Below are 21,339 nucleotides of genomic sequence, written 5' to 3' on the forward strand. Positions count from 1 at the left end.
CTTCCCAAATCCTAAACGTTTAATCTCTACTATTTTCGATGAAACAGGTAATCGTAATGACCGCTGTGTTGTTATTGACCGGCTTGGCGTCGGTATCGGTTGCACAGCAGATATCGAAGGAAGAACTCATCTTCCTAACGCCCGAATGGAAAGGGGAGCGATTCCCCGATGGCCGCCCCAAAGTACCGGATGCCATTATCAAACGCATGAAACTGGTAACCCATGAAGAAGCCTGGGCAGTGATGAAAGGCGAAAAATACCGCTACCAGTACGCGGGCGACTGGCAAACCATCAACCCCGACAGTGTATTGGTAGGCCGCGCCCTGACGGCAACGTTTATGCCTGGTCGGCCGGATGTACACCGGGTAACGGACGAGAAGGGACATACCAAAGACGGGCGGGTGAAATCGCAGAATGCCTGGCCCATTGACATGCTCGTGAAAGGCGATGTGTATGTCGTGGACCAGTATGGTATGCACGAAGACGGCCCAACCATCGGCGATAACCTGGGCAACTCGATTTACGCCAAAACGGGCAACGGAATCGTGTACGAAGGAGCCCTTCGGGATGTGGCTGGTCTGAAAGAAATTGGCGGTTTTACGTCGTACTTTCGGAGCTATCACCCTTCACACCATAACCCGGAAGGGGATTTGAACACCACGCTGGTAGGCATCAATCGCCCAACGCGCATTGGAAAAGTGATGGTCATGCCGGGCGATATCGTGCTGGGACGCGATGGCGGTGTGGCGTTTATTCCGCCCCATCTGGCCGAAAAAGTGGTGAAAACATCGGAGATCATCCGCTTGCGCGACATGTTCGGGCACCTTCGGCTGCGGGAGCAGAAATACACACCGGGACAGATCGACTCCCGCTGGTCGGATGCTATCGAGAAAGATTTTTCGCAGTGGCTCAATGCCCACGTCAGCGAACTGCCCGTACCGAAAGAACAGATTCAGGAGTATCTCAAAACCCGCACCTGGTAGTTGACTTTTGTACCAGGCAGCCAGACGCTGTTTGGCACCTATTAATTGAAACCTTTCCTAAAACATGACAACATCCCGTCGTTCTTTCTTAACCAAAGGCGCCATTGCCAGTGCCCTGGCGGCCACTTCCTTATCCACCTTCGGCGAGGGGTTGGAAACGGCCGTTCATAATGCCCCGCTTTCCTCGGCACCCTCCGACCTGAAAATCACCGATATCAAGTGCGGCTACATCCGAAATGGACACAGCCTGTTTGTGAAAATCCATACCAACCAGGGCATATGGGGCTGTGGCGAAGGCGTTGATGCCACGCCCGGAACGTATCACCTGGTGAAGATGATGGGCGAACGCATCAAAGGCAAAAGTCCACTCAACGTCAATCGCCTGTTCGAAGATGTTCGAAAAGCGGGTTTCTTCGAAGGGGCCCAGGCAGGCATGTATGTATCGGTGCTGTCGGCTATCGAAACGGCCCTCTGGGACTTGACTGGCAAAGCCCTCGGCATGCCCGTATACCAGTTGCTGGGCGGTAAGTTCCGCGATAAAATCCGGGTTTACTGCGACACCGGGGCCTATCGCGAAACCGATACCAGCGCCGAAGCCTTCGGAAAAAGTGCCAAGCGTGCGGTCGATATGGGCTTCACGGCGGTAAAATACGACATCGACGAGCGCAACGACCCGAATAAATACGATGCCTACAACTGGACCGCCAGCCAGGGCGAACTGGAGCGGATGTACAACCAGATTGCCGGTGTCCGTAAAGCCGTTGGTCCGAAGATCGACATCTGCGTGGATATGCACGGCAAATATGATGTACCCACGGGTCGCCGGGTGGCCAAGATGATGGAGCCGCTGAATCTGCTATTCCTCGAAGAGCCCATCCCGGCCGAAAACCCCGAAGCGTACCGCCAGATTCGGGAGGCATCCAATACGCCCATCTGTGCGGGAGAGAACCACTACCTGGCGCACGGATTCCGCAAACTACTCGAAATCGGGGCTGTCGATATTATCATGCCCGATTTACAGAAAGCGGGTGGCCTGGGCGAAGCGCAGCGGATTGCCAACCTGGCTAATCTATATTACGTACCTTTTGCTCCGCATATGGTGGCCTCGTACCTGGGTGCCATGGCGTCGAGCCACGTCTGTGCATCGGTCCCCAACTTCCTGATTCTGGAATGGCAGATTTACTTCCATGAAGAGCCCATGTTTAAAGAAATCGTCACCTTCGATGGGCCGATGGTCGAGAAAGGATTCATTCCGCTCTCCAATAAGCCGGGTATCGGTGTCGAGATCAACGAGGAAGGCATGCGTAAATACGCACCGAAGGACGTGCCTTTCTTTGTGTAGGTAGTGTAACGCGGCTTTCCTCCAGCCCGGAGAAAGCCGCGTTACAAATCAGCAAGTTGAACGTGTGGATAAGTTACGATTTACGCACTGAAAGTTGTGGATAACTCTTGTGAGTGTGGATAAGCCTGAACCCATGTAGTCATGCAGAGATTCCGGGCCCAATAGGCAACCGATGTCGACACACTATGCCATACAGTAATTAAACGGGCTAAGGATGTTTTAGAGTAGTCTTGCCGACACTCACATTAATCAAACTTGTTCCATTGACTACAAAACCCACTCCCGTTGCTGCCGATACCCTGAGGCCTACCGGCGGTATGTTACCCGCTGCCAGCAATTACCGCTGGGTCATCGTTGCGCTGTTATTTTTTGCGACAACGATCAACTACCTCGACCGCCAGGTCATTAGTCTTCTGAAGCCCATTCTCGAAAAAGAATTCAGCTGGACAGAGTCAGATTACGGCAACATCGTTACGGTCTTCACGTTCTTTTACGGAGCTACCACCTTACTGGCTGGCTATATAATTGACCGGGTGGGTACTAAGCTGGGATACATCGGGGCCATTCTGGTCTGGAGCCTGGCGGCCATGGGTCATGCGCTGGCCGGTAGTACGTTTGGATTCATGATTGCCCGTGGCCTGCTGGGCATTGGAGAAGCTGGTAACTTTCCGGCGTCGATCAAGACCGTGGCCGAATGGTTCCCCAAAAAAGAGCGGGCGCTGGCCGTTGGTATTTTCAATGCCGGAGCCAATATTGGCGCAGTGGCGGCCCCCGCCGTGGTACCCTGGCTGGCACTCATGGCAGGCTGGCAAACGGCCTTCATTGTGACCGGAGCCCTGGGCTTTGCCTGGATCATAGCCTGGTGGTTCATGTACGAAATACCAAGTCGGCATAAGAATGTTAACGAAGCGGAACTGGCCCACATTACGCAGGAAACGGCCGCCGAATTTGCCACAGCTGGTGATGCGGCTACCGTAACAACGGCCGATGGTGAAGCCGTGAAGTACCCCATTTTTGCCAATAAAGCTATCTGGGGCTTCATGAGCGGCAAACTCCTGACCGATCCTATCTGGTGGTTCTTCCTGTTCTGGCTGCCATCCTATCTGGCTAATATCTACCACCTCGATCTGAAAAAACTGGGTGCTCCACTCATCGTCATTTATCTGGCGGCAACCATTGGCAGCGTTGGCGGGGGCTGGCTCTCGTCCATGCTGATTCGCAAAGGCTGGCACCCAACCCGGGCGCGGCAGTGGTCGATGGCATTGTTTGCTATATGCGTGATGCCGGTTATGCTCATCAGTCAGATGAATAGTATGTGGCCGGTAATCGGTATTTTGTCGCTGGCGGTTGCCGCTCACCAGGCGTGGTCGGCCAATATTTTCACGGTAGCGGCCGATCAGTTTCCGAAGCAGGTCATTAGCCGGGTTGTGGGACTGGGTACGATGGCCGGAACGTTAGGCGGTGCCGTTTTCCCCTTGATCGTCGGCCGTATTCTGGATCATTACAAGCTGTTGGGTAGCCTGTCGGAAGGCTATTACATCATCTTCTACATCGCCGGTTTCGCGTACCTGGTGGCCTGGACGATGTTATATATTTTTGTTTTTAGCCGCGTAAAAACGAAGTAAAAGTAGCCTATTAATGATAAATGCCGGTATTCATGGGCCAGGTCGATCCGCTCGACTGGCCCATTTTGCTGACATTTGTGACGCAAGAATTGACCTTAAACGAGTAGCCCGGACGTGGCCGTCCGAACTTGCTGTGGTGTTGGGCCGAGTGGCCGGTGCCATCTCAAACCCGACACCACAATGGACTGAGATACCGTATTACAATCAACAGAAGAATAGCGTACAAATGGGAATGTTACAAACAATGCGCTGGTTTGGGCCGAATGATCCGGTCTCGCTGATGGATATTCGGCAGGCTGGTTGCACCGGGGTCGTGACGGCCCTCCACCAGATTGCGGTAGGCGATCTGTGGACCGTCGATGCCATCAACGAACGAAAACAATTGGTCGAAGCTGATAATGACCGGTATTTGCCCTTGCAGTGGGCCGTTGTCGAGAGCCTGCCGGTACACGAAGACATCAAGAAGGGGAGACCCACCCGCGAGGGATACATCGACAACTACAAACAGTCGATTCGAAATCTGGCTTCTTGCGGCATCAAAACGGTCTGTTACAACTTCATGCCCGTATTGGACTGGTCGCGCACCAACCTCAATTACGAAATGCCCGACGGCTCGCGGGCGCTTCGGTTTGTGTGGGAAGACTTTGCCATCTTCGACCTGTGCATCCTCAAACGCCCCGGTGCCGAAGTCGACTACGAACCCGAAATTATCGAATCGGCTCATCGGAAGTTTAGCCAGATGACACCCGAACGCATCGCTGAGCTGTCGAACATCGTTCTGCTGGGCTTACCCGGTTCCGAAGAAGCCTTTACCCTCGATACCTTTCAGGGCTTACTGAATGAATACGCCACCATCGGCGATGCCGAACTTCGGCAAAACCTGTATTACTTCATTCAGCAGGTGGCTCCTGTGGCGCAGGAAGTGGGCGTCAATCTGTGCATTCACCCCGATGATCCGCCACGTCCGCTGCTGGGTCTGCCGCGTGTAGTTAGCACCGAAGCCGATCTGGCGCAGTTGATGGCCGCCAGCAACGTGACGGCCAACGGCATTACATTCTGCACCGGTTCGCTGGGTATCCGGCCTGATAATGACTTGCCTGCCATGATCCGACGGTTTGGCGAGCGCATCCATTTTATCCATCTGCGCACAACCAAGCGCGAAGAAGACCCGCGCAACTTCCACGAAGCCGACCACCTGGCAGGCGATGTGGATATGTATGCGGTGGTAAAAGAAATCGTGCTGGAACAGAAACGGCGCGCCCAACAGGGTATCGGCGAAACGTCTATTCCCATGCGCCCCGACCACGGCCACCAGATGCTCGACGACCTGCACAAAAAGACCTATCCCGGTTATTCGGCCATCGGTCGGTTGCGGGGACTGGCCGAGATAAGGGGATTGGAAATGGGTATTGAACGGAGTTTGTAGAAAATGGTGCAGGTTCGTGCCGAGCTGGCGCGAGCATACGCTCGTGCCTTTTATGGAGTCAGTATTCACTGACGCAAGCGAATGCTTGCAACATAAGAAGGCACGAGCGTATGCCCGCGCCAGCTTGGCACGAAACCGCGCCAGAAAACCAACCTGAAAAAATGAAACGAATACTATTTTGCCTTCTATTCATCAGCCACCTGGCCTTCTCCGACGATGGCTACCGGCTCTGGCTGAAATATGACCTGATTAAAGACGTACCCAGGCGGGAAGATTATGCCCGGTCGGCGCAGTTTATTACCCTAAATGGTACGAGTCCTATCCTGAAATCGGCCGCCGACGAACTTCAGATGGGTTTGCAGGGCTTACTTGGCAAAACGGTGCCCATCATTGCCAATGCCGGCAATCGGACCGGGGGCATTGTGCTGTCGGTGGCGAGTGCGCCCAACGCTGGTCTGCAGACTCTTGCTGCGGACGGTTATCAGTTGACGGGTCGTAAATCGGGGAACATAACCGTTTCCGGAAAGACTGCTTCGGGCGTGTTGTATGGTGCCTTTGCCTTGCTTCGGCAACTGCAAACGGGTCAGTCTCTCGACAATTTATCGTTGGTCAGCAATCCGAAAATCCAGTACCGGATGCTGAATCACTGGGATAACACCAATGGCACCATTGAACGGGGGTATGCCGGTGAGTCGCTCTGGAAATGGTACGAACTACCCGCTACCGTCGACCCGCGCTACCGCGATTATGCCCGCGCCAATGCGTCGCTGGGCATCAATGGCACGGTTGTCAATAACGTGAATGCCAGCGCCCGTTTCATGACCGCCGAATACATCGAAAAGGTGGCGGCTCTGGCCAACGTGTTCCGGCCGTATGGCATACGGGTGTATCTGTCGGTCTATTTTCCGGCGGCCAAAACCATTGGCGGCCTGAAAACATCCGACCCACTTGACCCAGAGGTGCGGAAATGGTGGGTCGATAAAACCAGAGAGATTTACAAAGCTATTCCCGATTTTGGGGGCTATCTGGTCAAAGCCAACTCCGAAGGTGAACCCGGTCCGCAGGATTACGGCCGCACCCACGCCGACGGGGCCAACATGCTGGCCGAAGCCCTCAGACCGTATGATGGCATCGTAATGTGGCGGGCCTTCGTCTACAAAGCCGACCCCAAAGCCGATCGATTCAAAGCAGCTCATGAAGAATTTACGCCCCTGGATGGCCAGTTCGATAAAAAGGTCATTGTGCAGGTGAAGAATGGTCCTATCGATTTCCAGCCACGCGAACCCTTCTCGCCCCTGTTCGGCAACATGCCTAAAACACCCCTGTCGATAGAGTTTCAGATCACGCAGGAGTACCTCGGTTTTGCTACCCACTGGGTCTATGAAGCGCCCCTGTTCAAGGAATGCCTGGAGACCGATACCTACGTGAAAGGCAAAGGCTCACCGTCCGGAGGAGCAACGGTGGCGAAAGTAGTTGACGGAAGCCTGCACCAATATGCCATGACGGCCATTGCGGGAGTCGCCAACACGGGTGCCGATCGGAACTGGACCGGCAACCCTATGGCCCAAGCCAACTGGTACGCCTACGGTCGGCTGGCGTGGGATCATACGTTGTCGTCGGAAGGGATTGCGGACGAATGGGTAAAGATGACCCTGACGAGCGAACCCAAAGCTGTGAAAACCATTACCGATCTGATGCTCAAGTCGCGGGAGATTTATGTCAATTACAACACCCCGCTTGGCCTGTCGCGTCCGTGGTCGGGTGTTCATTTCGCGCCTGAACCCTGGCAGGAGAAAAGCGTCCGCCCCGATTGGACGGCTATTTATTACCACCGGGCCGATTCTGTTGGGCTCGGCTTCGACCGGACGGCGACGGGCAGCAATGCGCTGGCGCAGTATCGGCCCGAAGTCCAGCAGCAATGGAACAACCCCGAAACCTGCCCGCTGCCGTATCTGCTGTGGTTTCACCACGTGCCCTGGACAAAGAAACTAAGTACGGGTCGTACCCTCTGGGATGAACTCTGCACCCGGTTCTATACTGGTGCCGACTCGGTCGTGTGGATGCAGAAGCAGTGGGCGCTGGTGAAACCCGCCGTTGATCCCGCTATCTTTGCCGACGTAACAGGCCGACTGTCAACCCAGCACAAGGAAGCCATCTGGTGGCGCGATTCGTGGGTGCTGTACCTCCAGACCTATTCAAAACAACCCATTCCGGCTTCACTCCCCAAGCCCAATCGGACGCTGGAGGATGTCAAAGCCTTATCCGAAATTTATAAATTACGCTAGTGGAACAAGAACAACTTACGCAGCCTAATGGCCAATCGGCCAGCCTTTCCGTTTTTTCACTCAATGGAAAACTCGCTCTGATTACCGGTGGGGGTAGTGGGATCGGCTTCGATATTGCCCGATGCATGGTGCAGGCCGGAGGAACCGTGGTCATCACCGGTCGGCGGGAGCAGCCGCTGCAGGAAGCGGTTGCCACCCTGGGCGACCGGGCGCATTATGTGGTCAACGACGTAACCGACCGGCCCTTGCTCGATGATCTCGTTGAACGCATTGAAGCTGAACACGGACCCATTGATACGCTGGTCAACAACGCCGGTATCAATATGAAAAAACCGGCACTGGACGTCACCGACGAAGACTTCGACCGAATTGTACACACGAATCTCAACTCCGTTTTCAGCCTGACGCGGGCTTGTGCCAAACGTATGATGGCGCGCCAGAGCGGGTCGATCATCATGATCTCATCCATGGCGGCCTACTATGGCATTGATCGGGTGGCGGCTTACGCAGCTTCAAAATCGGGCGTGGAAGGCATGGTGAAAGTGCTGGCGTCGGAGTTTTCGGGCAACGGCGTTCGGGTCAATGCCATTGCGCCGGGCTTCATCGAAACGGCCATGAGCAAAACCGCGATGGGTGGCGACCCCGACCGCTTCGCCCGCGCCATGCGCCGGACGCCCATGGGTAAGTTTGGTCAGCCCGAAGACATTGGCTGGGCCGCTGTTTTCCTGGCCTCCGAAGCCGCCAAGTACATCACGGGGGCCTCGCTGCCGGTGGATGGCGGTAATTCGATTGGGTTCTGATGACAGAAAGCTTATTATGAAGGTGTGAAATTTTAGGCATGTGTTTCGATGGTATGGCCTGGTGTCGTTACTTTGGGCATATCTCCCGAACCTATGGTACAACGCACCATCTTACCCTTATTTATTGGCGGTTGCCTGTTGTGGCTTTCGTCTGTGTGTCAGGCGCAGAAAAACCCCCGAAAAGTTCTGTTCGTTATCGTCGACGGGATTCCGTCGGATGTGATCGAAAAGCAACCTACACTCAATCTGGATGCCATTGCTAAAGTTGGTGGCTATGCCCGGGCGTATGTGGGTGGTCAGAAAGGCACTTACTCGCAAACGCCAACGATTTCGGCAGTGGGGTATAACAGTCTGCTTACCAGCACCTGGGTTAATAAACACAACGTTTGGGACAACAGCATCAAAGCCCCCAATTATCAGTACTGGACTATCTTCCGCTTCTTCGAAAGCCAGTATCCGCAGAAAAAAACGGCCGTTTTCTCCACCTGGCTCGACAACCGGACCAAGCTCGTTGGCGAGAGCCTGCCCCAAACCGGCAACCTCCGGCTTGATTATTCCTTCGACGGTTTTGAACTCGATACGCTTCATTTTCGGCACGACAAACAGTCGGAATACATCCACCGGATCGACGAGAAAGTGGTGGATGAAGCCAGCCGCTACATCCGCGATGAAAGTCCCGATCTGTCGTGGGTCTATCTGGAATACACCGACGATATGGGCCATAAATACGGTGATAGTGAACAATTCTACAAGGCCGTATCCATCATGGACGACCAGATGGGCCGACTCTGGAAAGCCATTCAATACCGCCAGAAAACGTTTGGAGAAGACTGGCAGCTATTCATCACCACCGACCACGGGCGCAGCGCCGACACCGGTAAAAATCACGGGGGGCAGTCGGACCGGGAGCGGGCCACCTGGATCGTTACCAATGCCAAAGACCTGAATGTGCAGTTCAAGAAGAACACCCCCGCCATTGTGGACATCATGCCGACCATGGCCCGGCATCTCCAACTCACGATTCCGAAAGAACAGGCTTTTGAACTGGATGGCGTACCCTTAACAGGCAAACTATCCGTTACGGAACCGACCGCGAAAAAGGAGGGTAATAAAATTGCGCTGACCTGGAAAGCCATGGAGCCCGACGAAACCCTGAAAGTCTGGCTGTCGACCACCAATCACTTTGAAGAAGGCAAGCGGGACAACTACCTGCTTATGGCCGAAGTTCCTGCCAAGGCTGAAGCCGCTACTCTTGATGTATCGGCACTGCCCAAAGGGTTTTATAAGATCGTGCTGGAAGGCCGGTACAATGCGCTCTCGCGGTGGATTGTAGAGTAGTATGTTAACAGATAAGGATGAATAATGTAGATAGAATAAATTTGATTATTCATTATCTCACTTCACCCGCGTCCATATCTTGGATTTTCCCAGGAAGCTGAGGCCCATTACGTAGCCCCGAAGGTCAATGGAATCATGATCCTTGAGAGTTACTTCGCAGTTGTACGTTTTGCCGTCTTCGGGGTTATAAATTTCCCCATCACTCCAGACGTTGTTGCCTTTGTAGGTCAGGTTAGTGAGCAGGACCATGTGCATGAGCGGGCGGCTTCGCAGCTTTTCGTCGGGGTTTGCTTTGTCGACCTTCAGTTTGTTGGTGCCCGGTTCATTGGGTTCCAGCATCCAGACCAGCTTGCCAAAATACTTGTTGCCCTGTTTATAAATCTGAACCTGATTCCGCTTCTTCGAACTCAACCACTTACCAACCAGCGCATCCGGGTCGTCGGGATCGCTGGCAAACGACGGGAGTGAAAGACAGACGAGCAGGAAGAGGACAATCAGGCGGAACGGGTTCATACGTGAGTGATTTGCTATATAAACGCAGGAGACCGGTTTTTGTCGATTCAACTACGATTAAATTTATAACAAACAGGCTGATTCCAAGGGAAAGCAGCGTACTTGTTCTTGTTTGATAGGATTAAGCGAACATTGTTTAATCCGATTCAAAAAATAATCTCTATTACGCTCTATACACTACACCCGCATCAAACGCCTGGCAGAGATCATGTCATCTCTTTAAGCGAAAGCCAGTAGAGCCCGGCAAAGATCAGACTGAAAAATACACCGAAAGACGTGTTCAGTGCACCTACCCCCACCAGCGCTACGGGTAATACGAGACCAACCACAATCCCGGCCACGTAGATCCAGAAGCCGATCTTACGCAGCCGGAACATCAGAATGGCCCCGATGAGTGTGAGCAGGGAATACAAAAATTGGGCAACGGCGAGCGACTTGATCTCGTCCGGGTCGCCGGGGGCGGGCGCGTCGGAGGAGCGGTCTTCGAAATACTGCTTGGGTGCGTCTTTCTTTTTGGCCGGGTCGGGCTTCGACTCGACGTATTTTGTTTCGGCTACGGCATCGGCTTGTACGAACGAAACGGCCGAATCGATCAGGCCCCAGCCGCAGCTAAGGAAGGTGAGTATGCAGAGGAGAGTTACTAGTTGGGAACGCATAGAATTGTAGCGCGGGTGGAGACCCGCATGGGCTAATAAAAAGGGGGCTTCCGGTCAGGCCGCAAAAAAACCTTATTTTCGCGGCTGAGTTTCTTTATCACAACGAAATCCAAATCCGATGACTCTGCAAGAACTAACCGAGCAAATCCGGTCCAAAGTTACACATGCCGACAACATTAACGCTACGGTTAAGATTGTCACCGATCAGGGGCCTATCTTTATTGATGCTACTCGGTCACCAGCTACGGTGTCCAACGAAGATAAACCGGCGGATTGCGATTTGCAGGTAAGCATCGACAATCTCGTAAAAATGGGTACCGGCGACCTTAACCCCATGATGGCCGTCATGTCTGGTAAGCTCAAAATAAAAGGCGACATGGGTATCGCCATGAAAATGGGGCAAGTGATGGGGTAAAGGCGAAAGAGTGAATGAGTGAAACAGGGTCTTTGGCGCTGAGTATATTGAACTGGATATACGGATATCAGTAGTCTGGTAAGTTTTTAAGCTTACTACAATTCATTACACGAGCGGCCTTATTTCGCTCATTCACTCATTCGCTCATTCGCCTTTATGTCTACCTCTCGTCGTAAGTTTCTGGAAAACAGTGCGCTGGCAGCGGCTGGTTTTTATATAGTTCCCCGCCATGTGCTGGGTGGAAAAGCAGCCGATGGGTCGCGCATTATTGCCCCGTCCGATAAACTCAATATCGCTGCCGTGGGCTGTGGCGGCAAGGCCGATGTGAATGTTCGGCTGGCATACAACAACGGCTCCGACAACTTTGTGGCCCTCTGCGATGTCGACGACCGGCAAGCCAGGAAATTCCGGGGGCAGTTTCCCAACGCACCTTATTTTCAGGATTACCGGGAGATGTTCGATAAGGCGGGCAAGACTTTCGACGCCGTTATTGTGAGCACGCCCGACCATATGCACGCGCCCATTGCCATGGCCGCCATGCAGATGGGGAAACACGTGTACGTCGAGAAACCGCTGACGCACGACATCTACGAAGCCCGGATGCTCACCCAGGCGGCTGCAAAGTACAAAGTCGTGACCCAGATGGGTAATCAGGGCAGTTCGGGCGATGCCACGCGCATCATCGAAACGGCCATCCAGAAGAATGTTATTGGCCATGTGCATACCGTATATTGCTGGACCAACCGCCCGGTTTGGCCGCAGGGCGTTAAATCACCGAAAGAAAAAGGGGAGTCGCAGCCGGTACCTTCGGAAGTAAACTGGCCGCTCTGGCTGGGCACCGCCCCCATGCGACCTTACCACGAAGCGTACATGCCCACCCGCTGGCGCGGTTACTGGGATTTTGGCACCGGAGCCCTCGGCGATATGGGTTGCCACTTTATGGATGTACCTTTTCGTGCTCTCAAGCTCAAATACCCCACTTCCGTTGAATGCAGCGTGGGTTCTGTATATGCCGATTTCTTCGAAGAAGCGTTCTACGACGATAGCTGCCCACCCTCATCGGCTATTCACCTCACGTTTCCATCCGAGGATAAGAAAGTGAAAGAAATAAAGTTTTCGTGGTTTGATGGCGGTATTCGGCCCCAACTACCCGAAGGTGTAGCCTACAGCGACGTATTTCGGGAGATCGATGGCGGCATGCTGTTTATCGGCACCAAAGGTATGCTGACGGGTGGTCTGTTCGGGAATAATCCCAAGTTACTACCCGCCGACAAGTTCAGTGGGAAAGAGCTGCCTGCTCCCGAAAAACCGTTGGTCGAAGGTAAAACAGAAGGCCATCAACAGCAGTGGGTGAAAGCCTGCAAACAGGGCTATGGCGCGTACACATCCTCCTCGTTCGACCAGTCCGGCCCGCTTACCGAAACCGTGTTGATGGGCAATCTGGCCACGCGCTCTTACCTGGCCCGCGAAGACGGCAAGTTCACCGGTCGCAAAAAGCTCTTCTGGGATGGCGATAACATGAAAATCACCAATTACGACTACGCCAACCAGTTTGTGAAACGGCAGTATAATGGGGGGTATACCCTGTAGGCGGTTGTTAATCGTGGAGTGGTGATGTAGTACAACAGGAGAATGGTCGATGTCTGACGGTCAACTATTTTACTACCTCACCACTCCCTTATTAACTGATGTTAACTACTTGTTTATTAATCGCACTCCGTTTACATTAGTGGGGACTTCACCCGCTAATGATACGTTTGCAACACCTGATTTTGTCGCTCTTACTTGTTTGCCTGGTGGTGCTACGGCTATCAGCGCAACCATTGAGTCGACAACCGGTGATTGTGCTGCCAGAAGATAGTGACAGGTTATCGCTGGAGGGAACAATGGCGTATCTTCGGGATTCGTCTCACACCCGAACCCTGTCAGCTATCATTCAGCCAGCGAATGCAGCCGCTTTCCGGGCCATTACCTCGCCGGTTCCCAACTTTGGGGTTGTTACAGGTACACAAACGGCTACTCCCATCTGGCTTCGGTTTCGTCTGAAAAATACGCTGAGCCAACCCCAGGCCTGGCTGGCTGAAATTGATTTCTGGTGTTTCGATGAGCTTCAGCTTTTCGTCGTGAATGCGCAAAACCAGGTCTTGTCGACCTCACCGACGATTGGCTGGAAAACGCCCGCCGGTCAACGCATCAAGAACAACCGACATTTCTGGTTCCCGTTTACGGTGCCTGCCGGTCAGGTTGTAACGGCTTATTTACGGGTGGTCAAACATCGGGGTTCGCAGGTGGTGCCGGTCGAACTGGTACGGGCATCGGCTTATGAGTCGGTGGTGCAGGAGAGTTATTTGTTTTGGGGCGGGGTATTGTTTACGCTAATATTCATGGCGGTGATGAGCCTGATTTTCTTCCTGACCACGCTCGACCAGATCTATTCACGCTATGTTTTCTGCCTCCTTGGCCTTGTTGGTTTTTTCGTCATCAACGATGGATTCCTGAATCAGTTTGGCTTTGCTGCCCAGTTCTGGATGCCCCGGCAGAACGTCTATTTTTTGTTCCCGCTCGTTCTGTTCTATTCGCAGCTGACATTTGTCCGGCGGTTCCTTAGTTTATGGCGTACGCCTTCGCATCGCTGGCATATCATTGGTACGGGGGTTCTCTGGAGCGGATTTTTATGCCTTGTCGCTCTAACCGCCGAGTGGTTCACTCCCCTCACACCCAGTATGGAACTGGTGCTGATTCGGTTGTTTACGGCGCTTTACTGGCTGCCGCTGCCGGTTATTATCGCGTATATTATTGTCAGCATCCGGCGCCGGTACCATGTGCAGGAAGCCTGGTTGTATCTGGTAGGTATTTTGCCGTTTTACACCCTTAACCTTGGGCTGGTTTTTGCCAATTTCGGGCTTCTGCCAACGTTCAGACCGGTGTCCTGTTTTGCGTATTACGCACCGGCGGCTTTGTTCGAAGTGCTGGCATTGATGGTGGGCTTGGCCTATCGCTATAAGATTAACCGGGATCAGAATGAAAAGTTGATCAAAGAACGCAACATCCAGCAGCAGCGTATGTACGAAACCGACGTGCAGACACTGGCTCTTCAAAACAGCCTTTTGGTTGAAAAAGAGCGTATTGCCCGCGATTTGCACGATAATGTGGGGGCTCACCTGGCCTTCATCGTGACTAATCTGACGCACATCAGCGCCCAGGTAGAGAAAAAACCCAGTGCGGATGGGCAGCGGCTGGCGAGTCAGCTTCGTACCATCGTGACCCACACCCGGGAGGCCGTCAAGCTCCTGCGCGAAACCATCTGGGCCATCCATCAGGAAAGTTTTACGGTGGAGGAATTCGCCGAGCGACTCAACCAGTATATCAACCGCTACGTGCACGAAACCGACGGTCTGCACGTCGATGTGCAGGTGTCCGGTTCGCACTCGTATAAGCTGAGTTCGTCGCAGGTGCTTAACCTGTTCAGGATTGTACAGGAAGCGCTCAACAATGTGATCAAACATGCTCAGGCCAGCCGGGCCATTGTCCAGCTATTCGTTGAGGACGATGGACATATCAACTTACGTATTCATGACAACGGCCAGGGCTTCAGCTGGACGGATGAAGCCCTGGCCCCCCATCATTACGGTCTGCGGAACATGGAAACGCGTGCTCAGGAGCTGGGCGGTACGTTCCGGATTTTTGAAGAAGAAGGAACCACCGTGGAGGTGGCGGTATAATAACCAACCTTAATCTTTTGACTGGGTAACCCGATAATCCATGTACTTTCCTTCAACAACAGCACCCTTGAATAGCTTGAAATACTCGGCGCCCTTTTGGGCACCATACATTTTTTTGATCAGTGACTCAATGCCGTAATCCGCTCCTTTTATTACGGGATCCATGATGAACAGATACCGGTAAAGCCCGTCAGCGTCGGCACCGACGGGGTGCATCACCCGCGTTTGTTTAAAGACCATTTGCTCCTTTGCTGATAATTTGCTGGCACCCGGCCAGAAAATCTCATGAATAAACCGCTCATATTGGGCCCGTTTGTCTGCCTTAACAGGGTAGGAGATTATCCATACCGTTTCATTGGTTTTGGCCGCGGTGTGAGTGGTTTGTGCTGCTGCCGGTAAGGCAAACAACGATACTGTCAGAAGCAATTGGAGGGTCTTTATCATGTTGGTAAGGTAAATAGGTTTGGTTCGCTGGTAAGGTAAGGTATTGTACGAGGTTAAATCGTTTACTAAAGCTGTTTTTAGGCAACGGTAGGTAAATTCGTTTTGCTGGTACTACTATGCTTTATGTAAGGTGATTTTCGGCTTTAGCCAACACATAGCGGAGTTAGCGGGTTGTTTACCTAACCGCTTACTAAAGACTAACTCAACCTATGAATCAGGCATTACTCAACCACCGAATGCTGGGGGTCACATTCGGCCCCGATGGTGCCACCGCTCGTGTCTGGGCTCCTTTCTCGCAAAGCGTCGTGCTTCGCCGATATAATCGGCCACTCGATATTCCGCTTGAAAACGATGGTGCCTATTGGTGTACGACAACGGCCCAGCTACAACCCGGCGATACTTACAAAATTGTTCTCAACGACAGCATCGAAAGGCCCGACCCCGCTTCGCTGGCTCAGCCCGAAGGGGTTCATGGCCCATCGGCAGCAGTAGATACCCGAACGTTTGCGTGGACCGATGCCAACTGGCCTAACTTCCCGCTGGACGATTACCTGATCTATGAGCTGCATACGGGCACGTTTTCGCCCGAGGGTACTTTCGCAGGTATTGAAAATCGGCTCGATTACCTGGTCGAACTCGGTATCAACGCCATTGAGATCATGCCCGTTGCGCAATTTCCCGGCTCCCGAAACTGGGGGTACGATGGGGTGCTGCCCTATGCCGTACAAAATTCCTACGGCGGGGCCGAAGGCTTGCAGAAACTGGTCGATGCCTGCCATAAACGGGGGCTGGCCGTGGTGCTCGATGTCGTGTATAATCACATTGGACCCGAAGGGAACTACCTCGAAGATTTCGGCCCCTATTTCACGTCCAAACACCTCACGCCCTGGGGCAATGCCATTAACTTCGATGATGATTACAGCGATAGCGTTCGGCGGTATTTTGTCGAAAATGTGCTGATGTGGTTCCGCGATTTTCATATCGATGCCCTGCGACTGGACGCCGTTCATGCCATTTGCGACGCGGGTGACCCGCACATCCTTCGCGAAATGAAACAGTATGTCGATGCCCTGATGGCGCAAACCGGTCGGCAGCACTACCTCATTGTGGAGATGGACCAGAACGAAACGCAGTTCATTCAGCCGCTGCTGAACAACGGGTATGGTATGGATGCCCAGTGGAACGACGAATTTCACCATGCCCTGCGCGTAACGGCTGGTGGCGAACGCAACGGCTATTATGCCGACTACGACGGTATTCAGCACCTGGCCAAATCGTATAAAGATGCCTATGTGTATGACGGTACCTACATGCCCCGGCGCGCCCGGATTGTGGGGAAATCGACGGCGGGGCATGCGGGGCGGCAGTTTGTGGTGTTTTCGCAGAATCATGACCAGATTGGCAACCGGATGCTGGGCGAGCGACCCAGTCAACTGGTCAGCTTTGAGATGCAGAAGCTGATGGCCGGGGCCGTGATGAGCAGTCCGTATCTGCCCATGCTGTTCATGGGTGAGGAGTGGGGCGAGCTGAACCCCTTTCTGTACTTCGTGAGCCATTCGAACCCCACTCTGGTGGAAGCCGTTCGGCAGGGGCGCAAAAAAGAATTTGCTGATTTTCAAACTGATTTTGAGACTCCGGACCCGCAGGACGAGCGCACCTTCGAGCGGTCGAAGCTCCAGTGGGGACGGCTCACACAGGAACCGCACCAGACCCTCTTTCGGTATTACCAGACGCTGCTGGCCCTGCGGAAGTCGTCGTCGCTGCGTCACCCGGATCGGGAATCGGTGGCCGTTGTGGTAGATGAAATTCGCCAGACCCTTACGCTTTTTCGGCAGCATAAGAAGGAAGAAGGCAGTACGTCGGATACATCGGAAACGGTCGTTTGTTTGATGAACTTCTCCAAAGAAGAGCAATCGCTGACGTTACCGGCCAATGAAACCCAGTGGCGCAAGCTCCTCGACTCCGCCGATCCTCAATGGCACGGCCCGATGGCGGCTCCGGCCCATGTGGGGGGTAGTGCGGCCGTCGTGCTTCAACCGGAATCGATCCTGATCTTTACGAATTGTGAGTAAAATCGAAACTATTTACAGGTAAGGGCTACGTAAAAACATATTCTCCGGAATGAAAGTAGCGTTTGGCTGCAAATGGCTTTTACATCATGAAACGCTGATTTTATGACCGCTATGGTAAGGGTCGGTTGGGTTTGAATCCAACCGTGAAACAACTACCCAGGCATCTGAACCCTCAAAATCAGTTTGGACCGCCAGGCGGCTCCAGTGTAAATCGATTATACTCCTGATTAACATGAAAAAAAACAACGTTAGCCCGACCGGTAAAAAACTCCTCTGGCTCGGCGCGCTGGTGCCCACGCTTTGCCTGCTGGGCTATCAGGTTGAGAAAGATCCGATCGACCGGCGGATCAAGCGGATGGACCCTGCTAAAGCCGCCCAACTGGCGAAAGCCATCGAAGCCACTGTAACGCCTGAACTGGCCGCCGGCCTTAGCCTGAACCTGTGGGGCGTCGACTCGCTGGTGGCTGACCCCATCGGCATCGATATTGACGACAACGGGCGGCTGTTCTACACCCGAACCAACCGTCAGAAAAACTCCGAGTTCGACATTCGGGGACATCAGGATTGGGAAATAGAATCCAACCATCTGCAAAGTGTTGAGGACAAACGGGCATTTCTGCACCGGGTACTATCCCCTGAAAACAGTAAGAAAAACGAATGGCTGAAAGATGTCAACGGCGATGGCTCCCACGACTGGCGCGACATGACCGTCGAGAAGGAAAACATCTTCCGGATTGAAGATACCAACGGCGACGGCGTGGCCGATATGACGCAGTTGGTCGTCGATGATTTCCACGACGAAGTGACCGACGTTGCCGGGGGCGTTATGGCCAATGGCAACGATCTGTACGTGGCCGTGGCTCCCGACCTGTGGCGCATGCAGGACAAAGACGGTGACGGTATCGCCGAAACAAAAACGTCTATTTCGCACGGCTATGGCGTTCACGTGGGCTTTAGCGGCCACGGCATGTCGGGCATCGAGATGGGGCCGGACGGAAAAATCTACTGGCAGATTGGTGATATTGGCTTCAACGGCAAAGGCCCGGACGGCAAGAAATGGGAGCATCCGAACAGTGGCGTCGTCGTGCGATCGAACCCCGACGGCAGTGACTTCGAAGTGTTCGCCCATGGCGTTCGGAACGTCCACGAGTTCGTTTTCGATGAATATGGCAACCTGATCAGCGAGGACAACGACGGCGACCATCCGGGCGAAAAAGAGCGGCTGGTGTATATCGTGAACGGTTCCGATACGGGCTGGCGCAGCAACTGGCAGTACGGCAAATACCGCGACCCGCGCAACAACACCTACAAGGTGTGGATGGACGAGCAGATGTACAAGCCGCGCTTTGAAGGGCAGGCCGCTTACATTACGCCAACCATCACCAACTATGTGAGCGGCCCCGCAGGCATGAAATACAACCCCGGCACAGCACTGAGCCCGGCCTACAAAAACATGTTTTTCGTGGCCGAATTCGTTGGCAACCCGGCCAAGTCGGGCATTCACGCGTTCAAACTGAAACCCAAAGGCGCTACGTTTGAACTGGGCGAAGAGAAAAAAGTGCTGGGTAATGTGCTGGCTACCGGCATCGACTTCGGTCCGGACGGTGCTTTGTACGTAGCCGACTGGATCAATGGCTGGGACACGAAAGATTACGGCCGCATCTGGAAACTGGACGATAAAGCCGGTGCTGGTTCTGCCGAACGGAAATTAACCCAAACCCTGCTGGCCGAAAAATTCGCGGGCCGCTCCGAAGCGTCTTTAGGCGACTTGCTGAAGAACCCCGATATGCGTGTTCGGCAGAAAGCCCAGTTCGAATTGGTGAAACGGGGCGCTAAAGGTGTTGAGGTATTGACCGCATCGACCAAACAAACCGGCAATCAACTGGCGCGTGTGCATGGTATCTGGGGCATTAGCCAGCTGGCCCGTCAGGATAAACAGTATGGCCAGTTGCTGATGCCATTGCTTCAGGACAGCGATGCCGAAATTCGGGCGCAGGCCGCCAAATGGCTGGGTGATGTTCGTTACAAAGAAGCCGGTGCCGCTTTGATTCCGTTACTGAAAGACAGCAACAGCCGGGCGCGGTTCTTTGCCGCCGAAGCCCTGGGCCGCATCGCCTACGAACCGGCCATTCAGCCCATCATTCAACTGCTGGAAGCCAACAACGACGAAGACGCCTACATCCGCCACGCGGGTAGTCTGGCGCTAGCCCGGATCGGCAAGGCTGAACCGGTAATTGCACTGGCCAGCAGTCCATCGCGAGCGGTACGCATTGCTGCGGTGGTCGCCCTTCGGCGCATGAACAGTCCCGGTATCGCTGCCTTCCTGGCCGATAAAGACGAGTTTGTCGTGACCGAAGCCGCTCGTGGTATCAACGATGATCTGTCTATTCCTGCGGCTTTGCCTGCGCTGGGTAAAGTACTTCAAACGACGAGTTTTACCAACGAACCCCTCATCCGACGGGCCATTAACGCCAACCTGCGGGTTGGTACGCCGGAAGCCATGCAGACGCTCATGATGTATGCGCAGAAAGACGGTAATCCCGTAGCCATGCGGGCCGAGGCTATGGACGCGCTTAGCACCTGGGCCTCACCATCGGTACTGGACCGGGTCGATGGCCGGTATCGGGGCGTGGTTAATCGCGATGCTGCCGCGCTGAAAAGCAAAACGGGCGATGCGTTTATTAAACTACTAGGAAGCTCAGAGCAGTCCTTGCGGCTCAGCGCCATCAAATCCATTGAGCGAATGGGCCTGAAAGAAGCCGGTGCCGCGCTGTTCAGCCGGTTGACGGAGGATAAAGAGCCCGCCATTCGCATTGCCGCTTTGCGGGCGCTGGCTTCGCTGAACGACGCACAGCAAAGCAAAGCTATTGAGGTGGCGATGGCCGATAAGGAGAAAAGCGTGCGGGTGGCAGGTCTGGATCTGCTGAGCAAAACCAGCATGGACAAAGATCGGATGGTGACGCTCCTTACCGACGTAATTGCTAACCGGACGACCGAAGAAAAACAGGCGGCTCTGCTCACGCTGGGTAAACTACCCATTAAAAATACGCAAAAGGCGTTCGATCCGTTGCTGGCTAAACTACAGGCCGGTTCGCTCCCCGCCGAATTGCAACTGGAGCTGGGCGAGGCCATCGAGAGCAGTAAATCGCCCCAGTTGGCCGCCCGGTACAAAGCGATCAATGATAAAATGTCGCCCGATGCGCTGGCGGCTTCGTTCAAGGGTAGTTTGATGGGGGGTGAACCCGACTTAGGACGTCGGATTTTCTTCCGTCACCAGACAGCGCAGTGTATCCGGTGTCACTCCTACGATGATCTGGGCGGTAATGCCGGTCCGCGCCTGAATGGAGTGGCCAGCCGACTCACCCGCGAGCAGTTGCTGGAAGCTCTCATCAACCCAAGCGCGCGACTGGCCCCCGGTTTCGGAACCGTCACGCTGAAGCTGAAAAACGGTAAAACCGTCAGCGGTATTCTACAGGGCGAAACCGATACGGACGTGTCCGTAAAAGTGGGCGACCAGCCGGACGTAGCCATTAAGAAAGACCAGATCGCCAAGCGCACAAACTCGCCATCGAGTATGCCCGAAATGAAGTACCTGCTCACCAAACGCGAGATTCGCGATGTGGTGAGCTTTCTGGCAACGCTGAAAGAAAATAACTAAGCCGTTTGCGCGGCAAAAAGGTTAAACACCGAACAGGGAGAACGTGGAGATAAATAGCTC

The 21,339-nt window shown here is 53.8% G+C and carries 15 protein-coding genes; 12 read left to right on the top strand and 3 right to left on the bottom strand.

The annotated features are described in order from the left end of the window. Positions 1-38: 38 nt before the first annotated feature. The 7 genes from ACYVJM_RS17195 to ACYVJM_RS17225 all read left to right on the top strand — a co-directional run bounded on the left by ACYVJM_RS17195 (position 39) and on the right by ACYVJM_RS17225 (position 9,799). Positions 39-983: an RraA family protein gene (locus ACYVJM_RS17195; RefSeq protein WP_461149458.1), complete on the top strand. Its 945-nt coding sequence runs from the start codon at positions 39-41 to the stop codon at positions 981-983. A gap of 64 nt (positions 984-1,047) precedes the next feature. After that, positions 1,048-2,325, top strand: a complete 1,278-nt coding sequence (locus tag ACYVJM_RS17200; protein WP_461149459.1) for a mandelate racemase/muconate lactonizing enzyme family protein — start codon at positions 1,048-1,050, stop codon at positions 2,323-2,325. A 317-nt stretch (positions 2,326-2,642) separates the two neighbouring features. Further along, positions 2,643-3,950, top strand: a complete 1,308-nt coding sequence (locus ACYVJM_RS17205; RefSeq protein ID WP_461149590.1) for an MFS transporter — start codon at positions 2,643-2,645, stop codon at positions 3,948-3,950. A 226-nt stretch (positions 3,951-4,176) separates the two neighbouring features. Continuing rightward, positions 4,177-5,376, top strand: a complete 1,200-nt coding sequence (gene uxuA / locus ACYVJM_RS17210) for a mannonate dehydratase (RefSeq protein WP_461149460.1) — start codon at positions 4,177-4,179, stop codon at positions 5,374-5,376. 161 nt (positions 5,377-5,537) lie between these two features. After that, a complete protein-coding gene (locus ACYVJM_RS17215; protein ID WP_461149461.1) occupies positions 5,538-7,661 on the top strand; it encodes an alpha-glucuronidase family glycosyl hydrolase in 2,124 nt (707 codons plus the stop codon). Beyond that, complete coding sequence (locus tag ACYVJM_RS17220; protein WP_461149462.1) at positions 7,661-8,461, top strand: SDR family NAD(P)-dependent oxidoreductase; 801 nt, start codon at positions 7,661-7,663, stop codon at positions 8,459-8,461. The genes ACYVJM_RS17215 and ACYVJM_RS17220 overlap by 1 nt, the downstream gene beginning before the upstream one ends. A 93-nt stretch (positions 8,462-8,554) precedes the next feature. After that, the gene (locus tag ACYVJM_RS17225; protein WP_461149463.1) at positions 8,555-9,799 is read left to right on the top strand and encodes an alkaline phosphatase family protein; all 1,245 of its coding nucleotides are present in this window, start codon (positions 8,555-8,557) and stop codon (positions 9,797-9,799) included. A 57-nt stretch (positions 9,800-9,856) separates the two neighbouring features. Here the strand turns inward: ACYVJM_RS17225 and ACYVJM_RS17230 are convergent, their stop codons facing one another. Next, a complete protein-coding gene (locus ACYVJM_RS17230) occupies positions 9,857-10,312 on the bottom strand; it encodes a DUF2147 domain-containing protein (RefSeq protein WP_461149464.1) in 456 nt (151 codons plus the stop codon). Between the two features lie 206 nt (positions 10,313-10,518). Beyond that, a complete protein-coding gene (locus tag ACYVJM_RS17235; RefSeq protein WP_461149465.1) occupies positions 10,519-10,968 on the bottom strand; it encodes a hypothetical protein in 450 nt (149 codons plus the stop codon). A gap of 118 nt (positions 10,969-11,086) precedes the next feature. Between ACYVJM_RS17235 and ACYVJM_RS17240 the strand changes: the two genes are divergently transcribed. The 3 genes from ACYVJM_RS17240 to ACYVJM_RS17250 all read left to right on the top strand — a co-directional run bounded on the left by ACYVJM_RS17240 (position 11,087) and on the right by ACYVJM_RS17250 (position 15,105). Then, positions 11,087-11,383, top strand: coding sequence for an SCP2 sterol-binding domain-containing protein (locus ACYVJM_RS17240; protein ID WP_461149466.1), 297 nt, complete (start codon positions 11,087-11,089; stop codon positions 11,381-11,383). A gap of 156 nt (positions 11,384-11,539) precedes the next feature. Next, positions 11,540-12,973, top strand: coding sequence for a Gfo/Idh/MocA family protein (locus tag ACYVJM_RS17245; RefSeq protein ID WP_461149467.1), 1,434 nt, complete (start codon positions 11,540-11,542; stop codon positions 12,971-12,973). Positions 12,974-13,131: 158 nt separating this feature from the next. After that, on the top strand, positions 13,132-15,105 hold the full coding sequence (locus ACYVJM_RS17250; RefSeq protein WP_461149468.1) for a sensor histidine kinase: 1,974 nt from the start codon (positions 13,132-13,134) through the stop codon (positions 15,103-15,105). A 9-nt stretch (positions 15,106-15,114) separates the two neighbouring features. Here ACYVJM_RS17250 and ACYVJM_RS17255 read toward each other — a convergent pair whose 3' ends face one another. Beyond that, positions 15,115-15,549 carry a hypothetical protein gene (locus tag ACYVJM_RS17255; RefSeq protein WP_461149469.1) on the bottom strand — a complete coding sequence of 145 codons (435 nt, stop codon included), beginning with the start codon at positions 15,547-15,549 and terminating at the stop codon, positions 15,115-15,117. A gap of 209 nt (positions 15,550-15,758) precedes the next feature. On the opposite strand from ACYVJM_RS17255, the gene treZ reads away from it, so the two are divergent. Further along, complete coding sequence (gene treZ / locus ACYVJM_RS17260; RefSeq protein ID WP_461149470.1) at positions 15,759-17,621, top strand: malto-oligosyltrehalose trehalohydrolase; 1,863 nt, start codon at positions 15,759-15,761, stop codon at positions 17,619-17,621. Positions 17,622-17,853: 232 nt separating this feature from the next. Then, positions 17,854-21,279, top strand: a complete 3,426-nt coding sequence (locus ACYVJM_RS17265; protein WP_461149471.1) for a HEAT repeat domain-containing protein — start codon at positions 17,854-17,856, stop codon at positions 21,277-21,279. Positions 21,280-21,339: the final 60 nt, after the last annotated feature.

This window comes from Spirosoma pulveris (genome assembly GCF_054781875.1).